Raw genomic sequence first — 22,125 nt, forward strand, 5'->3', positions numbered from 1 at the left:
TCTTGATTATTCTATTAGCCATCAGCCCTTACAATTTATTGTCCTAATGCCCCTGGCGCACCCGTTAAACTTCGTTTTGGCGAACAGGTTATGATCATAATTAGCAGCGTCAGAATGTAGGGAGAAGCATTGAATAAGTAGTAGTAAGAATTTATCCCAACTGATTGCAAAGCCGGGCCAATCGCTTGCGCTCCTCCAAACAATAAAGAAGCATACAAACATTGAACTGGGTTCCAACGGGCAAAGATTACCAGTGCTACGGCCATTAAACCTTGACCGCTAGAAATACGCTCGTTCCAACTACCAGGGTAGTAAAGTGATAGGTAAGCGCCACCAATTCCTGCTAAACAACTCCCGGCAATAATGCAGATCATTCGCACTTTGTTGATAGAAATTCCCATCGCTTTAGCCGCATCAGGGCTATCGCCAACTGCGCGGATGAATAAACCCCAACGAGTTGATTTAAAAAACCATTGCATCAAAGGCGCGATCGCTACCCCAATCAAAAACAAAGGACTGATTTTTAAAGCTGATTGTATCGCTGAAATACTGCTCCAAGTTCCTAAATCCATACTCGGTAATTGTGGTGCTGAAGGTTGAATAAACGATTTACCGAAGAAAAAGGCAATACCACTACCAAAAATAATCATCGCAATGCCAACAGCAACATCATTTACCCTTGGCTGTAGAGAAAGCCAAGCATGAATAAAACCGAGTACCATTCCCGCTAATCCTGCTACTAAAACCCCTAACCAAGGCGAACCAGTCAGATAAGAAATAGCATAAGCACTCATCGCACCTGTAAGTAGCGTTCCCTCAAGCCCCAAATTAATTTTCCCGCTTTTTTCCGTCAAACATTCGCCCAAAGATACAAACAGAAACGGAGCGCTACCCCGCAAAGTTCCCGCTGCGATCGCTAACGGTACACCCCACCAGCCTAATGCTTCTGTAGTCATTTCTAGATTCCTCCTACCTACTAAATCTTTGCGTTACGAGAGCGTTCAAAAATCTCTTTAACTAGGAATCGGTGCTTGCGGATTCGGAATTGGAGGTAAAGAATCTGTTCCTTTCCCAGGTTCCCTTTCTTTGAAAATTGGCAACCGTCCATAAAGCGATTCGCTATACAGAACCACCAAAAAAACTAACCCTTGAAAAACTAAAACAGTTGCATCTGGTAAATTATGCGCTCGTTGCAAAATGCCGCCACTGGCAAGAATACCGCCGAGTAAAATTGCCACTAAACTTGCAGCTAACGGGTTATGTCGAGCAATAAATGCTACCAAAATCCCACCGTAACCATAGTTGGCATTTAGGGATTCGTTAGCTCTACCATGCACAGCAGCTACTTCCACCATCCCAGCTAACCCAGCACACGAACCAGCCAAAAAACAAATTGCCATAGTCAGCTTACCTACCGGAAGTCCAGCAATTCTAGCGGCGCGGATATTACCTCCGGCGGTGCGAGCGGCAAAACCGAAAGTGGTACGCTGAATCAGGAAATATGCGATCGCACACGCAATCAACCCATAAATCAAACCGTAGTGAACTCGCGTTCCAGGGATACTCCCAATCATGTTGATGTCAGCAATCGGGTAGCTGGAAGGCTTATTTAACGAACTAGGATCGCGCATCGGGCCGCCGACTAGATGATTGAGGAGAGCGATCGCTATATAATTCAACAGCAAACTACTAATCGTTTCATTCACAGCTCGGTAGTGGCGTAACGCTCCCACCGCCCCAATCCACAAACCACCGCAAATTATCCCAGCCAGCGCCATCGCAATTTGCACAATTGTTGGCGGTGCAGTAGACAAGGCTAAACCAGCAGCTACAGCCCCCAGTCCCCCAACTACCAACGCCCCCTCATTACCAATAATTACCAGTCCCAAACGAGCCGGAAGCGCCGTACAAAGGGAACTTAGCATCAAAGGAGCCGCCCGTAGCAGAGAATTCTGAAAAGAACGCCAACTGCCAAAAGCTGCTTTGTAAATTGAAGCATAGACGGCGAAGGGATTAGCCCCCGCCAATGCACAAAAAATTCCAAACAGTAACAATGAGAAAAATAAGGCGGCGATCGGAATGCAAATTGCTTCTATCCCACGCCAATTGCGACGGTTAATCATAAACTCCTTCGCTAATTGCTAATTGCTAATTGCTGCTTACACCAATTCACTTTTTTACTGCTACGCTTTAGCTGTTTATTTCCCCCTTAAACAGAGGTTAGGGGGATTTCATCCGTACACTCACAAATAGGAAATGCTATTACAATTAACCATCTTGACCTAACCAGTTAACTGCTGACACTACCGAGAACTCCTTCCGCCAACCAATTCATCTTTTCTAGTTCCCCGTCCTGCTGTTTTAAATCCTTACCTGCGGGAATGACAACTTTGCCTGTATTGTCTTTAATTCCGCCCTTGTAAACCACCATGCTGCCCTCCATAAACTTCTCTTTAGCCGCATCAGCATCCTTTTTTGCATCCGCAGAGACGACAGAACCGTAAGGCGACAATTTTAAAAAGCCTTCCTTCAAACCACCGCGCACTAAATGCGGAATTCCCCCATTCATCAAAGTTTTGCCAGCCTTGATCATTTGGGCATAATCTGAATAAAGTTTCGCCCAGTCCCACTCCGCACCTGTCAAATATCGTTTAGGTGCTAACGTGGCTTGATTCGCGTGGTAGCCAGTACAGAAAATACTGCGTTTTTCAGCCGTTTCCATGACGACTTTCGGGCTATCTACGTGACAGGTGAGTACATCAATACCCTGGTCTGCCATACTATTAGCAGCTTCCGCTTCTTTAACGGGAACCGCCCAATCTCCGGTGAAAAGTACCTGGGTCGTAATCTTCGGATTGACGCTGCGTGCGCCTAATGCAAAGCTATTAATATTGCGGAGTACCTGGGGAATTGGCTTAGCAGCAATAAAGCCTAATTTGCCAGATTTGGAAGTATGAGCAGCCACGATACCTGCTACATATTCAGCTTCATCAATGTAGCCATAATAGCTGCCAACGTTCTTGGGATGTTTCCCTTCTTCATAACGTCCGCCGCAGTGGAAAAATTGAACTTCTGGATACTCTTTGGCAAGTTTCAAGATATGCGGATCGTAGTAGCCAAAAGATGTTGGAAACAGCACCGTTGCGCCATCCTGTTCAATCATGTTCCGCATCGTTTCTTCTACTGATGTAGTTTCCGGAACGCTGGCTTCTTCAACGGTTTTTACCCAATTTAATTTAGCAACACCTGTTCTCCCTTCAGCATGAGCTTGGTTGTAGCCATAGTCATCTTTTGGCCCCACATAAATAAATCCCATGACTATTGGCTTGGCTTCTCCACTTGAGGTGGCTTGAGTTTCCGGTGCAGAAGAACTGCATCCAGTCCCAAATTTCGCTGTGATACCAAATGCTGTGGTGGCTAATATTCCGCGAATGACTTGACGGCGGGGTAGGTGGAAAGACTTTTTAGCGTTCACTGTTCTCTCCTGCGCGAATGTCTGTTGTCAGTTGTCCGTTGTTGCTTGCGTCGCTTACCAATGGCTGCTGACTAATAGGTTATTTTTGTTTAGTCTTGCTTTAAAAAAGAGTTTAGCAGTGTTCGTCAATTTTAAAGGTTCGGAAAAAGTTCGTTAAAGGTTCCATCTATCTGCGAAAAATGTAATCAAAGTAACAAAGGGCAGGTTAAGAAAACTCTAATATCTGCATCTAAGCAAAAAAACAAAGCATTTCCAGGGATAGTGCTAAATAATCAAGCAGGCTGCGGACAGATAAGGAAAATATTGAGGTGCCTCAATTTAAGACAGGTGCAAGATATAAATTCACCTTTGTGAAATAAAAACTGAATCAAAAATTACTTTTTTGCTTTTTTAAATTTTATGAATACTGAAGAAGCACTGCTATTTGTTGAAAAAGCCTTAAGCGAAGAACGTTTAAGCAAGCTGCAAGTAACGGTATTTCGGTATGCCTGGGAAGAACAATCATATCAGGACATTTCGAGGAAACTTGGCTATGAGGTTGGTTATCTCAAGCAGACGGGTTCCCAGTTATGGCAATTGCTTTCTAAGGCGTTTGGGGAAAAGGTGACTAAAAGTAATGTGCAGTTAGTTCTGAAGCGGAAGGCGAGAGTGGGAGAGAAAGAGAAAACCAATTCCCAATTGCCAATCCCCAAAACTGACTGGGGTGATGCGACGGATGTATCAGTTTTGAGCGATCGCACTCAGGAACTGGCGACGCTGGAACGCTGGATTTTAAGCGAAAGCGTCCGCTTTATTGGTTTGTTTGGTATGGGTGGAATTGGCAAAACCTCTTTATCGGTGAAGTTAGCCAAACAAATTCAGCACCAGTTTGAGTATGTTATCTGGCGCAGTCTCCGTAATGCGCCACCAATTTTAGATTTGTTAGCAGATTTGATCCAGTTTCTTTCAAATCATCAGGAAACTGATTTGCCAGAAACTCTGGATGGTCGCATCTTGCGTCTTTTAGATTACTTACGCTTAAGTCGTTGTCTTCTCGTCTTGGATAACGGTGAGACGATTATGCAACCAGGCGATCGCAATAGTGGCTACCAAACTGGGTATGAAGGTTACGGTCAGCTGTTGCGATGCGTTGGGGAAACCAACCATCAAAGCGTTCTGGTGTTGACGAGTCGGGAAGAACCTAGAGGAATCGCTGCAAAAGTTGGGGAAATAAGCCAGATGCGATCGCTACGATTAACTGGTTTATCGACTTCTGCTGCACAAAATATATTTAATGTCAAGGGTAATTTTTCAGGTTCAGAGTCCCAATGGAAAATCTTAATCGAACACTATGCAGGCAACCCTTTAGCTTTAAAAATGGTAGCACCCGTCATCAAAGATTTCTTTGATGGCAGTATTGGCGATTTTCTCGAAGTTCTGGGCCAGGGAAGCTCAGTTTTTGGTGATATTCGGGATTTGTTAGCACGTCAGATCGAACGCCTGTCAGAATTAGAGCAACAGGTGATGTATTGGCTGGCAATTGACCGGGAACCAGTTACTTTATCAGAATTACGGGCGAATTTCGTCCCCCAAGTATCGCTGGGTAACTTGCTGGAGGCGCTAACATCTCTGGAAAGGCGATCGCTTATTGAAAAATACCGCACCCAGTTTACCCTGCAACCAGTGGTAATGGAGTACATGAGCGATCGCTTAATCGAACAAATTTGCCAAGAAATCGGGGGTGGGGACTGGGGACTGGGGACTGGAGACAAGGAGGACTGGGGACTGGGGAAGGGAGACAAGGGAGAGTTCCCAATTCCTAATTCCCAATTCCCAATTCCCAATCCCCAATCCCCAATCCCCAATCCTCAATCCCCAATTCCCAATTCCCAATTACCCCTTAGCCTTTTCAAAAGCCATGCTTTAATCAAAGCTACGGCAAAAGACTATATTCGGGAAACTCAAATTCGCCTAATTCTCAAGCCAGTTGTAGCTAAGCTGCTAAATGTCAACAACACTGGAAACTTGGAAGACAAATTTAGACAACTTTTATCTAACTTACGCGGCAAATCTCCCAAAGAAACAGGTTATGTCAGCGGGAATATCCTAAACCTACTTTGCCAAATTTCCTCAGACTTGAAAGATTGGGATTTTTCTCATCTGACAGTTTGGCAGGCATATCTATGTCACGTCAATCTGCATCAAGTTAACTTTGCTGGTGCGGATGTGTCTAAATCAGTTTTCACAGAAACCTTCAGCCAAATCTTATCTGTAGCTTTCAGTCCAGATGGCAAGTTATTAGCGACTGGCGATGTCAATCATGAAATTCACGTTTGGCAAGTAGAGAACAGCAAACAATTGCTAACCTGTAAAGTAGATTCTGGCTGGATTTGGTGCGTTGCATTTAGTCCCAACGGTCGTCTTTTGGCAAGCAGCGCCAATCGAATTGTCCAGCTGTGGGATGTGAAAACCGGGGAATGTCTATATACACTAGAAGGATATACCGACCGGGTGTTTTCTTTGGCATTCAGCCCCGATGGTCGTCTTCTCGCCAGTGGCAGCGAAGACCACTTAGTGCGAGTATGGGATGTGAAAAAGGGTGAACTCGTCAGCACTTTGTCAGGACACGCCGATGAAGTTCGTTCTGTTGCCTTTTCTCCACAAGCATACTCAAATACTCCCGCTTCAACTCAAAACTCAAGAGGAGATACATCGCGTCTCTACAATTCAAAACTCTTACTTGCCAGTGGAAGTTACGATTGTACCGTGCGATTGTGGGATGTGAGTACAGGTGAGTGTGTGAGAATTTTGCAGGGACACACTCAAAGAGTTTGGTCAGTTGCTTTCAGTCCCGATGGTTGTGTGTTAGCGAGTGGAAGTAGCGATCGCGCTATCAAACTTTGGAATGTCAGCAACGGAAACCTTCTAAAATCCTTAGTAGGACACTCCAAACAAATCCGAACCGTAGCTTTTAGTGCTGATGGACAATTTCTCGCTAGTGGTAGCGATGACCAATCTGTACGACTATGGAATCAGCGTACAGGTGAAGTCTTGCGAGTTCTCAAAGGCCACACTAGCTGGATTTCATCTGTCGCCTTCAGTCCCGATGGCGGTCTTTTGGCGAGTGGCAGCGAAGATCGGTCTGTGCGATTGTGGGATAGTCGCACCAATCTCTGTCTCAAGACTTTGCAGGGACATAGCAATGGAATTTGGTCTGTAGCTTTCAATCCTAACTCTCCTTACCAAGGGGAGTTAGGGGGGATTATTGCCAGCGGTAGCCAGGATCGGGGGATTCGGTTTTGGGACGTTAAAACTGGTAAATGTAGAGACGTTACAAGTAACATCTCTACACAAAGACACACCAGCTGGATCTGGTCTTTAGCTTTCAACCCTCAAGGTTCAATTCTCGCCAGTGGTAGTGAAGACCGGACAATTAAACTCTGGGACACCCGGACAGGAGAACATCTGCGAACTCTCAAAGAACATACAGATGCAGTATTTTCCGTCATCTTTAGTCCCGATGGGCAAACCCTTTTGAGTGGTAGTCTCGACGGAACCATCAAAATCTGGGATATCCCCCAAGGTTTCTGTCGCCAAACATTGCAGGGACACAATGGCGGCGTTTGGTCAATTTCCCTAAGTTTAGATGGGCAAATCCTCGTTAGTGGCAGTCAAGATCAAACCCTCAGACTTTGGGATGTCCGCACAAGTCGCTGCATCAGCACTTTGTCGGGACATAATAGTTGGATTCGTTCTTGTGCCATCAGTCCGGATGGGCAAACCATCGTCAGCGGTAGTGCTGATGGAATTGTCAAACTTTGGCACGTCAATACAGCGAAATGTCGCCAAATTTCAGCACACACTGGCCCAGTTTTGTCAGTTGCTTTCGATCCTAATGGGAAAACCTTCGCCAGTACTGGTGCTGATGCAGTAGTGAAACTCTGGGATGTTTCGACTTTGCAGTGCTGCCATCTCCAAGGACATACTAAATGGGTTCGGTTTCTCGCCTATAATCCTGATGGGCAAATCCTCGCCAGCTGTAGCCAAGATGAAACAATTAAACTTTGGGATGTTAGCGATCGCTGGTCAAAAACAATTAACAACGGACAACGGACAACTAACAGTAAGTGCATTCAAACCCTACAAGTTCCTAGACCCTACGAGGCATTGAACATAACTGGCGTTACTGGTTTAACAGAAGCGCAGAGATCTACACTTAAAATGTTAGGGGCTATTGATGAAAGCCTTTTTGTTGATATTCCACAGCTTGCCATACTTAGCTAACTTTAAAAGCAGTGTAGATAGTTGCCCTCTGTGTCGTTACTTATTAATAAATTAGACAGCAACATACTGCTTAGGGTTGCTCCTGCGCTGATTGTCTCACCGTTTCAACATCTAGCTCTAAAATCTCTGGTACTTGCTCCATACTTAATCCTTTTTGTAGTAGCCGGAGCATCATTTCTAACTTAGCTTGTAGCTGACCTTGCTCAAAACCCTCCTGGCGACCCTCTTCTAAGGTTCTTGATAAACTCTGGTTATTTATTAGATGGTTTAGGCGACTTTCCAGTTAATACCCACGATAATTGTCCTTTGTTGGGAGAGATTTTCTTACCCGTCTTCAAGTCGCGCACCTGGAAATGTAGATGCGGGCCAGTGCTGCGCCCTGAGTTACCAGTACCGCCGATAATTGACCCAGCATCGATTTTAATCTTGGGGCCGTTGGTAATAGATTTGCACCAAGATAGATGGAGAGCATCAAACTTCAAAGACGGAAAAGATGGAGAGGTCATCGTTGCCACCAGCCCCCCACCATTAGCATCTATCCAACACCACAAACCTGTTTTTGTTCCAGGTCTACCAATGGCATAGATCGGTGTATTCATGGGAGTTCCCAAGTCCACTCCGCCATGAAAATGTACTTTTCCAGTGACCGGGTGAACCCGTCTGCCATAAGAAGATGTTACTCCATAACCTGCAAAATAATCGCCTCTTTTGGGTGTCTTTTTAAGGTTTGGTGTCCACTGCTCAATGTTGGAAAAAGTTGTATAATCTGTAACTTTTTGGGCGTTCGATTGTTGGGTGGGCGAGATGGGAACTTGTTCTACGAAAGGGTCAAATAGAAGTACAGGCGAGTTATTTGCTCCATTTTGCTCTGTGACGTTTAAATCTATCTGGTTTTCATCGATAGCGATCGCATCTTCACTAGATACCATCGTCGATGCAATGGGAACCGCTTCCACAGCAGGTTCAAAGCTTAACGCTACAGAATTTGGATCGCTAGGCTGTTGTAAAGAAGGCGGGTTTACTGAAGATATCTTTTGGCGGCTGATATTATCGGAAGAATTCGCCGCTACACCACTTTCCTGTCTTTCTTCACTTTTGCCTTTTACCGCCTCCCTTTTTAAAGGAGGTTGGGGCGATCGTAGTGTAGCCTTCTGAATATTCTGTTTTAAAGCTTTGCTAACTATTTTGACTCGCCGTTCTTGATCCAGAGCAATGCAATTCCATCGCCAAGATTCTGAGTAGGGAGGATAGCCGATAAGTCGGCTTCGATAGTAAGGTTCTCTAGTGCAAATACCAAATAGTCCACTAGCATCAAGAAGTCCATTTCGCCTGCGGAATGCTTCAACTCGTGCATATGTATAGGCACGCCTTCCCTTGAGTCCTTTCTTCAAAGCTTTCTGGTATGCTGAAGCAAACTTGGGGCCAGCAGAGTTAGATTGGTTCCACAAATCAGTTCCATTTACCAAAGCTTCAGTGTGGGCTGATGCGTCAATTGAGAGTGCTTTGAGTCTTCTTTCTGTGGATGCTCCTTGACGTTGCAGCGCCTTAAGACAACGCCGATTTGCCTCTTGCAAAGTTAGATTTTTGGCGCGATTCCAGCTGCAAAATCCCCTATTGACAACATGGTTGCCCGGATCTGTATGACCAAAATACAAGGATGTGGTTTCGCCAGTCAGAGTGAAGTTGCCCTCTGCGGCTCCTATAGCGATGCTACCAGGAGATTTTTTAGTAGCAAATAGCTTTGATGCAGTTTTGGAAGCGATCGCATTTAATTTCTCTGCATCATCACTCGTCGTATCAGTCTTAGCTGTAGGTTCAGTAGCCTCAACCCCAAAATCTAGGGTGACAGGCGTTGGGTTAAAAGCAACACTTTCTGACATCTCCTCAGATAGCACCTTTAAACCTACAGCAGCTTGACTTCCCAGCAGCAACATTAAGAAACTGCCGATCAATTTAGCAAAATGAAATTTCATAGCCCTGTGTAATTAATTAGCGAAATTAGTCAATATGCAACTTGAACAAAGCCCCCAATTTATGGGGAGTTCGGGGAATCAAACGTTACTGACATTGACTTACCGCAACAACATTTGCTCGATAATCTTCTTAGAAGGCTCAACCAAAGCCCAGCGACCATCCGGTTGCCGTGTTAGCACCGCAATCTGTAACTCTTTACCACTACCGATAGTGTCACCTGCACTGAGGAAACCAAAATTAAGCGATCGCAACCCACACAAGCGAAACAAATAAACTGGAATTTCCTCACTGGAAAAAATCACGCAACTTGAGTTATGGGGTTGCACCCGACCATCAAACGGCGCATACACCGCATCCCCCTTCAAAGCGATGGATAAATCACCCAAACCGCTAACCACCGCATGGCCCCCCACAACTTGACCCGGTTGCAGTTCCCAGTTTTGGTAAAGCTTGATCTCCCTAGGCGCTTCCGTAGGAGTTTTTTTCGTGCAACCGACAATCAAAAGTAATATTGATGCGTAGCGAAGCGACTGCATTAGCAGTATCGCTACCCAACACCTCTGTGTTAAAGCTTTATCTCCCCTGACCCCCCTTAAAAAGGGACGCTTTTCTCCCCCCTTTTTAAGGGGGGTTGGGGGGATCTCCTGAGACTCAACATTACTAGCCCAGAAGTATCGAATCGCCACCCTAAAAACGTTTAAATCCATAGCCTACGTAAGTTTGTCCCTCATAGAGAACAAGTAGCGATGTCTGCGGGTCAAACGACAACGGATAAAGCTCCCGTTCAGTCGTCGCCCCCACACGAATACTCAAACCCGGCAACCTGCAATAAGGCTGCTTGACAATCTCCTGCACCTTGCTGCGTTGACTGCGTTCAGGCACAGTCATCAATTGCGCCAACTGCTCCCGCGACAGCACCGCCTTCGGCTGTACAATCTCAGAACATAAGAGGCTGCGCTCCTTAGTGCTAGGTTTTGGCACAGAAGACGGTAAACTGAACGGCAAACCGAAAGTAGCTAACAGATAACCACCGGCCAGCAGACCACCACCAACCACCACATATATTGGTTTGAATGATGGCGCTTGAAGCGGCTGGCGACCCGACGCGCCTTGAAGTGGCATATTAGGGAAGGTTTTCATTCCAAAAACGCGAAAATCACGCCCAAAACACAGCAAACTAAGCTTTTAAAGACCAACCATTTATCCTCGTTCCCAAGCTGGGACTGGGAATCAAAGCTGAGAGGAGCCTCCCATTCTTCCCAATGCTGCAAAATATAAAACTTACGCACCTCCTGTTTCGGGAACCAAACCCCTTCCAATCCCCTTAAACGTAGAGGTTGGCTTTCCCAACGGCACCCCTTCAATCTCGTTAGACTGTTTAATAGTTCCCCCTTGCAGAGTGTTGCTTTCGGCATTCCGAACCCAACCATACCTACAAGACGCTTTCATGATACAGAAGAAAAAAACCATCGTTTCCTTTATGAAACTATCGTGGAGTTGATAACTCTATTCATAAACAAAATCCGGGAAAATTACCTTAGTTCATTACTTCATTTTGGCGACGCATTAAAGCAATCATTGAAGCAATCAAAGGCATTAATAAAGCATAATCTTCAAAACCTGAAGCATTACGTGAAGCATTAGCATAAAAATTTTGAATTTAAGCCATTTACAATAGTTTAAGTGAATCCGCTCAAAGCTTATGCCCACCCCGAAAGCCATAAAACCCTTAACTGTTGAAGAAGAAGAATATTGGAAAATTTTGGAAAATGAATTAATAGATGGTAAAGGAAGCGCCTATCTAAGTCAAAATGACTTTGCCCAACTTTGTCAAAAAAATGCCCTTAATTGTTCCACTGCCACAGCTCGAAGAAAACTCCTAAGACTTCAGGAAGTCGGGCGCATTTCTATGGAGCGTCAAGGTAAAGGTAACAATCCCTATAAAATTACTTGGTTAGAATACAGTCATTACAAAAAAGTTGATGAAACAAAGCAAATTGCTCCCCTGACAGGAATTGTCCCTCTTGATTCCCCACTATATTTGAAACGAGAAGCAGATGAAATTTGTATCCAAAATTTGAAACTCGGTGCAAGTAGAGAAGGCTCTAGACCTTTTATCAGAATTAGAGCGCCTAAGCAGATGGGAAAATCCTCTCTACTGCGGCGAATCCAATACTTTTTAGAAAAGCAACAAAATCATATAGTTGGCTTTGTAGATTTAGGAGGAGACGAATATTTTTATACAGATGTATTCAACGACCTAGATACACTCTTGTATCAGTTCACAAGTGCGCTCATCAAAACCTTTAGCGATGCACTGCAAAGACGCGGACTCAATGATTTAAAAAAATTGCCCGATTTAAAAGAGCATTGGAACGCAAATTTAACCCCCCAACTAAACTGTGCCAACTATTTGCACGACCATATTTTTACACCCATAAAACAGCCGAAAACTTTACTAATAGATGGCATAGATGAAGTTTTAGGCAAACCTACTCAAGACCCATTCCTAAAATTTCTGCGTTCTTGGAATGAAAAAAGGATGAAAGTCGTAAGTCAAGCCCCAATTATTTGGCCTAGTATTGTGATTGCCTACTCTACAGAACCATACTCTATCCTGGGAATCAGAGGCTCAGTTCTTCAAAATGTAGGCACAGTAGTAGAGTTAAAAGAATTTAGCCAAGAGCAAATAGTAGACCTTTCTACAAAATACAACTTATCAACGCCTTTAACAAAACCGGAAGTTGAGTTCCTGATGAAGCTGACGGGAGGACATCCGGCTTTAATCAATCAAGCACTTTATCAAATTAGTCAAGGAATGACTTTTGCACAACTAGAAAACAAAGCAACTCAAACAGATGGCCCTTTTTGGGATTACTTATCTAGAGCATCAGAACTTTTGGAAAATAATAAAAACCTCTTCCATTGCTTTCAAAAGATTCTCAAGGGCGATAACTGTAATGACGACCTCGCTAAATATCAATTAACCAAAGCAGGATTGCTTAAAATTGATGAGGATGCTGTAAAGGTTATTGAACTATATCAAAAATACTTTAATAATGGACATATTTGAAACTTTACCAACAATCTTTAGGTGGCTAATGGGCATTAATGGAATAGACAGCTTTTATCGGATTGAGGCAGGTGGTATCCCGCTAACAGAACAGACTTATGTGGAGAGAGATGCAGATGAGAAACTGCGTCAATTTACCCAACTAAATCGCGTAAGCAGTCGAATGTGTTTTATTCTAGCTCCCCGCCAAACCGGGAAGACTAGCTTGATGGTAAAGACAATTGGACAGTTGCCTGATGAGGAATTTATCTGTATTCAACTTGACTTTCAAGAGTTCAGTAGTAGTGCTGAATCTGACGAAACGCTTTATTACAGCCTTCTTAATCAAATCTGCCGCCAAATATCTGATATAGACGCAGATAACTATTGGGTTAAATTACTCAATGCTACTTGGAATGAAACCCCAGACCTCGATCCAAAACTAAGATTTAAAAATTTTCTAATTGAACATATCCTCAAAAAGAAAGATGACAAAAAGCTAATTATTTTTATTGACGAAATTCAAAACATAATTGGTTACAAACAGCAGAACAGTTTTATCGGGTTTATTAAGTCTCTTTCCCAAAGCGATCGCCCAGTTGCTCTCCGGAGACTGGCGTTTGTTCTGCTTGGCGTTGCCAGACCTACAGACCTGGTAACTGATTATAAGGTTGCTTTGAATTTGGGAGAGCGCATTGAACTAGGAGGACTACAAGAAAGCAATTGTAACCCGCTTTGGCAAGGACTCGAAGACGTTACCGACGACCCGCAAACAGTTCTCTCCTACATCTTAGATTGGACGGGAGGGCAACCATTTCTTACTCAGGCTCTTTGTCACTTGGTTGCCGTGGGACGTAAAATACAAGACAGCACTGATATAGAAGAGTACATTGAAAAGCTAGTAATAAGTAATGTTATCAAAGATTGGAGGCGGCAAGACAGACTCTATAGATTATCGCACCTAGAAGAAATTGAAAATTGGTTTATCCGAGTTGATTCTAGCCAGAAGCTAGAAAAGCTAGCAGCTTTGAGTCTTTATAGAAAAATTCTAAACAAAGACAAAATTAGGTTTGAACAAAACGATCCTAAGCATTGGGATTTGCTAATATCAGGATTAGTGGCTAGAAATAATGATGATTTTCTGAAAGTTAATAATCGGATTTACGAGCAAGTATTTACTTTAAATTGGGTTAACGAAAAAGAAGAAGCTTTACAGGAGGGCATGATGGCAGATCCACTAAGTCGAATTTATAACAGAGATGTATTCATGTTAATTGACCAGAGTGCATCGACTCTCAAAAAAGATGGAGGTGAAAAGACACGTTGGAAGCTTTTGGAAGAGTTGATTACAGGCCATGTGGCAACGATTTTAGAAAGAGATGATGGCAGCGACGCGCAGGTTAAAATTTGCGAACAAGTTTATGCAACTACGTTTAATCTGAATAAATATAGAGGCAATTTCTATATGATTTCAGATGTAGACAATGTGGAAGATATATTCTTGGAAAATCGCCCGGATGCTAATAGTTTTGTAGTGCCTACTCTCCGGCACTGTTTTGATATGTGGCTCAATGGACGGGAGAAAGTTACCCTTAAAGACATTAAAGACGGGAATGAAAAAGGAGCTTTCTTTATCATCTACACCGATGGACAATTTGACGATCCTCTTGCTTTTGAGCAGTTTATAACAGAAGCCACGCTGAAAGTTGAGGATCACCGCATTATAAAAATCCTAATTATTGGGTTAGGTAAAGGTGTTAATGTCAAATATTTTGATAATCTCGATACACGGAGATATAAAGATGCTAAAGGCGATGATTGTAATATTGTTGTTTTCGATTTAGCTGAAGATTTAGATGAAGGCATCATTGAATTGATGCAACGGCAACTTAGAGATTCTGCCAAAATGAGAAAGGGTTTTAGTCTGTAATTCGGTCGGGTGTTGTAGCTTCTTTAAGCAAGATAAAATTGAACTGACTAAACAAGCGATCGCTAGTCTTGCTGTATTAGCATTGCTGGCAGTACAAGCATTCAAAAAGAAGAAACAAATTAGTAGTTTTCAACCCCTACCCCAATGTGAGGAATTCATTTTATTAAAGGCAGTTTTGTCGAATAGGAACGATAATGATAAACTCTGTTCCTCTCCCTGGTGTGGACAGACACTCTATTTGACCGCCATGCTTGTCCACCACAATTTGATAACTGATAGACAAGCCTAGTCCTGTACCTTTCCCTACAGGTTTAGTCGTAAAGAAGGGGTCAAATATTCGCTGCTGTACTTCCGGCGGAATTCCTAACCCATTGTCGGCAATACGGATCGCTATTTGGTCGCCTTCTAAAACTTCGGTACAAATCCGAATCTCCCGATTTTGAATTTCGGCTCGATTTTGGGGGAAATTAATTCTTCCCAAAACATCACCTGATTTTGAAGCAATTTTAGGGGAGATTGATGAGGGATTTGGGGGATGACTGGTTCTTCCTCCAACCTCCGGTTTTTCCCAAAACATCGCCTGATTTTGGATTGGAAATTCCCCATTGCTCATTTTCCAGTCCTCACCCACCATTTCCAAAGCATCAATCGCATTAGTAAGCAGATTCATAAATACCTGGTTTAATTGTCCAGCGTAGCAATACACAAGGGGCAAATCACCATACTCTTTGATAATTTGAATCTCAGGCTGTCCGGGTTTTTCTTTCAGGCGACTTTGCAAAATAACCAAACTACTATCAATCCCAGAATGAATATCAACTGCCTTCATTTCGGCTTGATCTAGCCTGGAGAAATTTCGCAAAGATAGCACAATCTGATTAATGCGCTCGGCTCCCATCTCCATCGAGTTGATAATTTTTGGCAAATCTTCTTTCAGATATTCCAGCTCAATCTCCTCCACCTCGGAAACAATTTCAGGCACGGGATTGGGATAATGTTGCTGATACAATCCCAAGAGTTTGAGCAAGTCTTGAGCATAGCTATTTGCATGGCTGAGATTTCCGTAAATGAAGTTTACAGGATTGTTAATTTCGTGAGCTACTCCTGCTACCAGTTGCCCAAGAGCAGACATTTTTTCTGCTTGAATCAGTTGAGATTGAGTGCGTTGTAATTCCCGTAACGTAAGTTCCAACTGTTCCGCTTTCTCCCGTTCTCTCTCTTCAGATTGTTGCAGTGCCTCCAAATTAGCCAGTTGAAGATGAATGTTAATTCGCGCCAATAGTTCATTTTTTGAAATAGGTTTAGTTAAATAATCATTAGCCCCTGAGTTGAATCCTTCTACTAAATCTGATACTTGATTTTTAGCGGTCAACATTAATATAGGCAGTTCTGATGGTGAAAACTGTTCGCGGATTTTTTGACAAACTTCATAGCCTGTCATTCGCGGCATCATTACATCTAGTAATATCATGTCGGGCCTTAAGCCGTTCTCAATTATTGATAATGCTTCAATGCCGTTTGAGGCTTGGCTAATTGTGTAGTTTTGCTCGGAAAGGTAGTTAACTAAAACTTGTATATTGATTGGCTCATCATCTACTATTAATATTTTAAAGTTGCCTTCATTAGCCTTGATTTCTGTTAAATCTTGCTGGGGGGTATTGTCTTGAATATTAAGTTTTGAATTGGAGATTTCCGGTAACTCTTTAAATTTTGTGAGGGAGGGAGTTTTATGTAAGGATGTTGTTGGTATCTCTACATTTCGTGAAAGTGGCAGAGTAAAGCTAAAGCGGGAGCCTTTACCAACGGTGGACTCAACGCAAATTTTACTGCCGTGCAATTCTACCAGTTGTTTAGTGATGGCAAGACCAAGGCCAGTTCCTCCGTAAACTCTGGCGGTTGTGCCATCAGCTTGTTCAAAAGATTCAAAAATTCTGTCTAATGAATCTGCGGGGATACCAATGCCAGTATCAGACACTGAAATCTCTAAGCAAGGGGTAAGAGATTTTTGAGCTGAAAAGTTTAGATTTAACTCTTCACTTTCTATGCTAGATTCTATTAACTTAGCCGACACTTCGACTACACCAGTATCTGTAAATTTAATCGCATTTCCAACCAAGTTGGAGAGTATCTGTTGCAAGCGATCTTCATCAGCATCAACGGGGGGAGTTAAGGAATCGATTGAGTTTCGCAGTTGCAAAGGTTTTGTGCCGATGAGAGGTTGGCTGAGGCTTAGCACGACGTTAGCGATCGCGTGCATTGCTACTGGCTTGATTTGCAGCGCTAAATTCCCGTGTTTCAGTTTGGCAAAATCGAGGATGTCGTTGACTAAATTAGACAATCTTCTCCCACTCGATACCACCATTGCTAGATTGGAAATGGTTTTTTCAGGTAGTTTTCCAGTTGCACCATCAATCAAAGACTCGGCAATACCAATAATGCCATTAAGTGGGGTGCGGAGTTCATGAGAAGTGTTAGCTAAAAATTCGTCTTTAAGCTCTTCCATCCGCTTGCGATCGTTAATGTCAAAGAACGCACTGAGCATCGCTCGTTCGCCATTAAATGTAATTGGCTGAATAGATAGATTAATCCAAAACAGCGTTCCGTCTAGCTTCTTTGCCAGTAATTCGTAGTTGTGAACGTAGCCATTCTGAGCAAGTATTTTTACAATTTTTTGTCGCTCGGTGGGGTAGTATTGAAAGTCGGGAGCCTTGCGACCAATTAACTCTTTAGTTGATACACCCAAACTGGAACTACAAACATCGTTTGCATAAAGAACTAAACCATCGGTTATGCGGGTGATGATTAACGGGATTGGAGTTGTTTCGGCAATAATCCGAAACCGTTCTTCGCTATCGCTTAACTGCGCTTCTGCTTGCTTGCGTTCGCTGATTTCTTGCTTGAGATCCGCATTTAATGCAGTCATCTCATCATATAATTTAGCATTTTCCAGAGAAATCGCGATTTGAGAAGACAAAATTTCTAAAACTTCCAGCCTTTTTGGAGTGAAGGCATTTGTCGTTAAATTGTTTTCTAGATAAAGCAGACCGAGCAGTTGCGTTTGTTTAATAATCGGAGTACATAATATAGATTTAGGTTGATGTTGTAATACATAAATATCTGACTTAAATAAACCTTCGTTAACGGCATCGTTTAAAACCAAATTTTCTTTGGTTCTCTTGACATAATTAGCAATCGCGGTTGAAACTTTTTGGCTAGATTGTATGGGAGTATATTGCAGAACACTTATCTCACTTTGATCAACTGCTCCTTCAGCAGCAATAACTAAATTGCCAGATTCTTCTAAAATGAGAAAGCCTTTCTGCGCTCCTGCATTTTCTATGACAATTTTCATTAATTTTTCTAGCAACTTGCTCAGAACAATCTCACCAGCCAAGGCTTGAGAAGCTTTAACAATCGTTGTTAAATCTAACGCTCCCGCTTCCCCGCTAGTAGAGGCTACACTGCTAGTTTTAGCTTCTTTGGTGTTTGTTATAGAAGTGGCAGAATAGAACTGGGAATATTTTTCTTCTAAAGCTTTTGCTTTAGCGCTCGCGCCCCATTTTAGATATCCATAACGTGTTTCTGTAAAGTAGGCTTTGGCAATCAAATCAAATCCTTTCGCCAAATAGAACTTCGCCGCTAATTCATTAGCAATAGCTTCATTTTGAATGTAGTCATTTTCTTGTGCTGATTTGATTGCCCTTTCATATAAATTCATAGCCTCTTGAGGTTTGTCAGTAATTCGAGCCAACTCAGCTGACATCAGTAAGTATTTATGAAGAAAATTTTGCGGACACGACTCAGCCCACTTTCTCATCGTTTCTGTATTAGCCAACATATTTTCCATTGCTGGCTCTTTCTCCGTATCCGACAAAGCCGGATAGAGATTTGCTTGAATTAAAGTGTAGTAAAAATAATGTTCTGGCACTAAAATTGATGCAAATACAGTTGGCACCAATTTTTCAGCTTCTCTTGCCATTACCACGGCATCGGCATAATTTTCAGATAGATAAAGTCTCTGGGACTCAAAAATACAATAAGTAATCTGAATTCCGGCAAGCTTTTTTATTTCGTTTATATGCTTCTCGCGTTCAAAACTCTCATCCTCTATCGTCTCACCCTGTAATATACATATAATTTCTTGTGTCAACTTCAAAAAATCATAAAAAGCTCCAGATTTCTGCTTTAAGAATTCATTATATTTTTGATATTCTTGATATAAACTATCTAAAGCGTCTCCTTTCATGAAAAGCTTTACTACTAAGTAAAAAACCAGATAAGTAGCCCATTGAAAATCGCCTACTTCAATTGCAGTCTCAAACCCATACTTCAGATATTTATAATCAGTTTTTAAATGATTTTTCCAATGATTAATATAGTTACTAAATACTGAATAAAGCCGTGGCTTCAAAGCTAAGTTATTAAACTTATCGTTAAGCTTTAAAGCTAGAGAGCCAAATTCATAAGCAGTTTCAAATTCATCAATCCCTGCCAGTGCTAATCCATAAGACATATAGGCAAAAGATGTTACATTTGAATTGCCATAGGTTAAAGATATATTTACGGTTTTTAAGATTACTGCATACGCTAAATCTTTATTTACAAAACGAGCAGGCATAATCGTGTTTGTGAGCAATTTTGTTAAAATGATTTGCTCTGGTTCAGTCATCTCCGGGGCGTTAATTAATTCTGTAATTTTTTTGTTTTCAATATTTAGTTTTAAAATTTGGTTTTCCCGATCTATTAAACTTTTTAATTCTGTTTCATCATCGGGAATGTCAATGCCAAATAGTCTCAAACCTTCTTTGCTAATTTTAACAGCTTCTTGCGGCTTTACCAGCGCAGTTTTAATAATAACTTTACTAATATATACGTTAGCTTTTTCTATTTTTGACGTTGCTTTATTTAGAATTACTTCAAAAAACTTCTCAGAATCTTCAATATTTCCATTCAGATATTCACAGTCGGCACGCTCCATGTGGAGAGATAGAGCCAGCTCATATTGGGTTTCCCAGCTATGTTCTACTAGCAGCTCCATACCAGCAGTAATGTATTTCAAAGCTGGTTCAAATGCACTAGATAATTTTGCTTTAGTACCAGCAGTGAGATTTAATTTAGCTAAAAAATATTTTTCTTCTTGAGAAGCAATTAAGTTCTTACCCAGATTTAATTGATTAACAATATCAAAAATTTTGTCGTCTAACTCTGAAGCACTAGCATTTATAATAATCAACTGTCCAACTTTGAGATGAACCTGTTGTTTATCTGCTTCTGGTATTAAAGAATAAACGGCTTGCTGTACACGATCGTGTAAAAATCTGTAGGAAACTACTATCTCCTGATTAGTATTAGTACCATCAGCATCATCTACATAAGATTGAATATATTTATAAGCATCACCTATTGGTAAAATTAGTCCTTCTTTTACCGCTTCTTCGAGAGTATCGGAGGTTTCTATCTGTGGCTTTTCATTGACAATAGAAAGTATTTTTAAATTAAACTCATTACCGATACAAGCTGCCAGCTTCATCACATTTTGTGTATTCGGGTCAAGTTTTTGAATTTTCTTAACCATTAATTCGACCACATTATCTGTGATCTGCATTGTCTGAATCTGCTCTAGATTCCACTGCCAACAACTACTCTCTGAGCTAAAAGTTACTAAGTTTTCTTCATAGAGCGACTTTAAAAACTGGGTTAAGAAAAAGGGATTACCGTGAGTTTTATGAAATATTAATTCTGCTAAAAGTGGTGTTTTTTCTATTGGGCAATGAAGAGTATCAGCAACTAATTGATTGACATATTTTATAATTAAAGGTTCAAGGGCAATATTATTTATAACAGTTCCGTAAGCCTTGATTTCATTCAAAGCCAGCATCAAAGGATGAGTTGCATTGACTTCATTATCTCGATAAGCACCAATCATTAATAGATATTGGCTATTCGGAGTAGTCATCAGTAGCTGAAGCAATTTCAAAGAAGCAGAATCAGTCCATTGTAAATCATCCAGAAATAGAACTAGCGGATGTTCTTTAGTGGTAAAGACACTAATAAATTTTTGAAAAACTAAGTTAAATCGATTCCGTGATTCTGCGGGTTCTAGTTCGGGAACAGGAGGCTGTTTGCCAATAATAAGTTCCACTTCGGGAATGACTTCAATGATTACCTGTCCGTTGGAGCTGAGAGCTGTTAAAAGTTTCCTTTTCCAGACAAATATCTGTTCCTCAGTTTCTGTTAAGAGCTGCCTCATTAATTTCTGGAAAGCTTGAATTAAAGAATCATAAGGAACGTTTCGCTTAAACTGGTCAAATTTGCCACTAATAAAGTAACCTCTTTGTCGCACGATTGGTTTATGAATTTCATTCACCAAAGCGGATTTACCAATACCAGAAAAACCGGAAACTAGCACAATTTCAGTTGTGCCTAAACTAACTCTTTCAAAAGCATTCATTAGCACCGCAATTTCAGCTTCCCGTCCGTAGAGTTTTTGGGAAACTTGAAATTTATCTGAAATATCATATTTACTTAGTGAAAAATTTTCAATTCTTCCACTATTATTTAGCTGATTTAGACAACATTCCAGGTCAGCTTTGATTCCAAAAGCACTTTGATAGCGGTCTTCAGCAGTTTTAGATAATAGCTTCATTACCAGCGCTGATAGTGCTTGCGGAATGTCTTGATTCAGAGCATGGGGTATTTCTGGTTGTTTAGCAATGTGGCAGTGGATCAATTCCATCGGGTCGCTAGATTGGAAAGGTAACTGACCCGTCAGCATTTCATAAAAGGTGACACCTAAAGAATAAAAGTCTGTGCGGTAATCAATTGAGCGATTCATTCTCCCAGTTTGCTCTGGTGACATATAGGCAAGAGTGCCTTCGAGCAAATTGGGATTACTAATTGTTTGGTTCTCGACAGACAATAGGGATGAAATGCTAAAGTCAGTAATTTTTACTAGACCAGTTTCAGGGTTAATGATAATATTTTGAGGTTTAATATCTTTGTGGATAATTTTATGTTTATGGATTTGGCCAATCGTTTCTGAGAGTTGAATAGCTATTTGCAGGAAATCCAGTAATTCTATCCTCTGAGATGTAATATTATCTTTTAGGCTTTCTCCGCCAAAATCTTGAAATATTAAAACCAAAAAATTTTTGTGCTTTTGTAATTTTATTGGTTTAACTATTCCTGGTAAATTCAGATTTTTTGTGATTTCATATTGATGTGTGAATTTGGCAACATCCGTTAAATCGGGATACTCTTTCCGAAGAAATTTAGCGATAATCGGTTGTCGATCGTGATCGCTATATCCCCGGTATACAACTGTTTTTAAACTTTCGTGAATTTTGATTAAATCTTTGTAGCCAGGAATGGTAAGCATAATCTTAAATTTATAGAAACTTAAATTAATCAATATTTAGGTTAGATGCAACC

Annotated in this window: 10 protein-coding genes; 3 read left to right on the plus strand and 7 right to left on the minus strand. The window is 41.6% G+C overall.

Annotated elements, in window-relative coordinates:
* Nucleotides 1-35: 35 nt before the first annotated feature.
* The 3 genes from H6F63_RS19630 to H6F63_RS19640 form a co-directional block, all read right to left on the minus strand.
* Entirely contained in the window at nt 36-956 is a 921-nt protein-coding gene (locus tag H6F63_RS19630) for an ABC transporter permease (RefSeq protein ID WP_190639172.1), read from the minus strand.
* Nucleotides 957-1,013: 57 nt separating this feature from the next.
* Nucleotides 1,014-2,123 carry an ABC transporter permease gene (locus H6F63_RS19635; protein ID WP_190639173.1) on the minus strand — a complete coding sequence of 370 codons (1,110 nt, stop codon included), beginning with the start codon at nt 2,121-2,123 and terminating at the stop codon, nt 1,014-1,016.
* A gap of 167 nt (nt 2,124-2,290) precedes the next feature.
* Complete coding sequence (locus H6F63_RS19640) at nt 2,291-3,475, minus strand: BMP family ABC transporter substrate-binding protein (RefSeq protein ID WP_190639174.1); 1,185 nt, start codon at nt 3,473-3,475, stop codon at nt 2,291-2,293.
* Between the two features lie 399 nt (nt 3,476-3,874).
* On the opposite strand from H6F63_RS19640, the gene H6F63_RS19645 reads away from it, so the two are divergent.
* Nucleotides 3,875-7,738: an NB-ARC domain-containing protein gene (locus H6F63_RS19645; RefSeq protein WP_199298161.1), complete on the plus strand. Its 3,864-nt coding sequence runs from the start codon at nt 3,875-3,877 to the stop codon at nt 7,736-7,738.
* A gap of 251 nt (nt 7,739-7,989) precedes the next feature.
* Here the strand turns inward: H6F63_RS19645 and H6F63_RS19655 are convergent, their stop codons facing one another.
* The 3 genes from H6F63_RS19655 to H6F63_RS19665 form a co-directional block, all read right to left on the minus strand.
* The gene (locus tag H6F63_RS19655) at nt 7,990-9,711 is read right to left on the minus strand and encodes a M23 family metallopeptidase (RefSeq protein ID WP_190639175.1); all 1,722 of its coding nucleotides are present in this window, start codon (nt 9,709-9,711) and stop codon (nt 7,990-7,992) included.
* A 99-nt stretch (nt 9,712-9,810) separates the two neighbouring features.
* A complete protein-coding gene (locus H6F63_RS19660) occupies nt 9,811-10,248 on the minus strand; it encodes a hypothetical protein (protein ID WP_190639176.1) in 438 nt (145 codons plus the stop codon).
* A gap of 151 nt (nt 10,249-10,399) precedes the next feature.
* Entirely contained in the window at nt 10,400-10,852 is a 453-nt protein-coding gene (locus tag H6F63_RS19665) for a hypothetical protein (RefSeq protein WP_199298162.1), read from the minus strand.
* Between the two features lie 562 nt (nt 10,853-11,414).
* Here H6F63_RS19665 and H6F63_RS19670 point away from each other — a divergent pair.
* Both H6F63_RS19670 and H6F63_RS19675 read left to right on the plus strand, forming a co-directional pair.
* Nucleotides 11,415-12,785 carry an AAA-like domain-containing protein gene (locus H6F63_RS19670; protein WP_190639177.1) on the plus strand — a complete coding sequence of 457 codons (1,371 nt, stop codon included), beginning with the start codon at nt 11,415-11,417 and terminating at the stop codon, nt 12,783-12,785.
* A gap of 28 nt (nt 12,786-12,813) precedes the next feature.
* Nucleotides 12,814-14,694, plus strand: coding sequence for an AAA-like domain-containing protein (locus H6F63_RS19675; protein WP_190639178.1), 1,881 nt, complete (start codon nt 12,814-12,816; stop codon nt 14,692-14,694).
* 163 nt (nt 14,695-14,857) lie between these two features.
* On the opposite strand, the gene H6F63_RS19680 is transcribed toward H6F63_RS19675, so the two are convergent.
* Nucleotides 14,858-22,072 carry an ATP-binding protein gene (locus H6F63_RS19680; protein WP_190639179.1) on the minus strand — a complete coding sequence of 2,405 codons (7,215 nt, stop codon included), beginning with the start codon at nt 22,070-22,072 and terminating at the stop codon, nt 14,858-14,860.
* Nucleotides 22,073-22,125 lie beyond the last annotated feature (53 nt).

The sequence above is a fragment of the Trichocoleus sp. FACHB-40 genome (genome assembly GCF_014695915.1).
GTDB lineage: Bacteria > Cyanobacteriota > Cyanobacteriia > Cyanobacteriales > FACHB-T130 > Funiculus > Funiculus sociatus.

Coding starts and splice junctions, on each gene's coding strand:
- H6F63_RS19630 (WP_190639172.1), bottom strand. CDS start 956: ATGACTACAGAAGCATTAGGCTGGTGGGGTGTACCGTTAGCGATCGCA.
- H6F63_RS19635 (WP_190639173.1), bottom strand. CDS start 2,123: ATGATTAACCGTCGCAATTGGCGTGGGATAGAAGCAATTTGCATTCCG.
- H6F63_RS19645 (WP_199298161.1), top strand. CDS start 3,875: ATGAATACTGAAGAAGCACTGCTATTTGTTGAAAAAGCCTTAAGCGAA.
- H6F63_RS19655 (WP_190639175.1), bottom strand. CDS start 9,711: ATGAAATTTCATTTTGCTAAATTGATCGGCAGTTTCTTAATGTTGCTG.
- H6F63_RS19660 (WP_190639176.1), bottom strand. CDS start 10,248: ATGCAGTCGCTTCGCTACGCATCAATATTACTTTTGATTGTCGGTTGC.
- H6F63_RS19665 (WP_199298162.1), bottom strand. CDS start 10,852: ATGAAAACCTTCCCTAATATGCCACTTCAAGGCGCGTCGGGTCGCCAG.
- H6F63_RS19670 (WP_190639177.1), top strand. CDS start 11,415: ATGCCCACCCCGAAAGCCATAAAACCCTTAACTGTTGAAGAAGAAGAA.
- H6F63_RS19675 (WP_190639178.1), top strand. CDS start 12,814: ATGGGCATTAATGGAATAGACAGCTTTTATCGGATTGAGGCAGGTGGT.
- H6F63_RS19680 (WP_190639179.1), bottom strand. CDS start 22,072: ATGCTTACCATTCCTGGCTACAAAGATTTAATCAAAATTCACGAAAGT.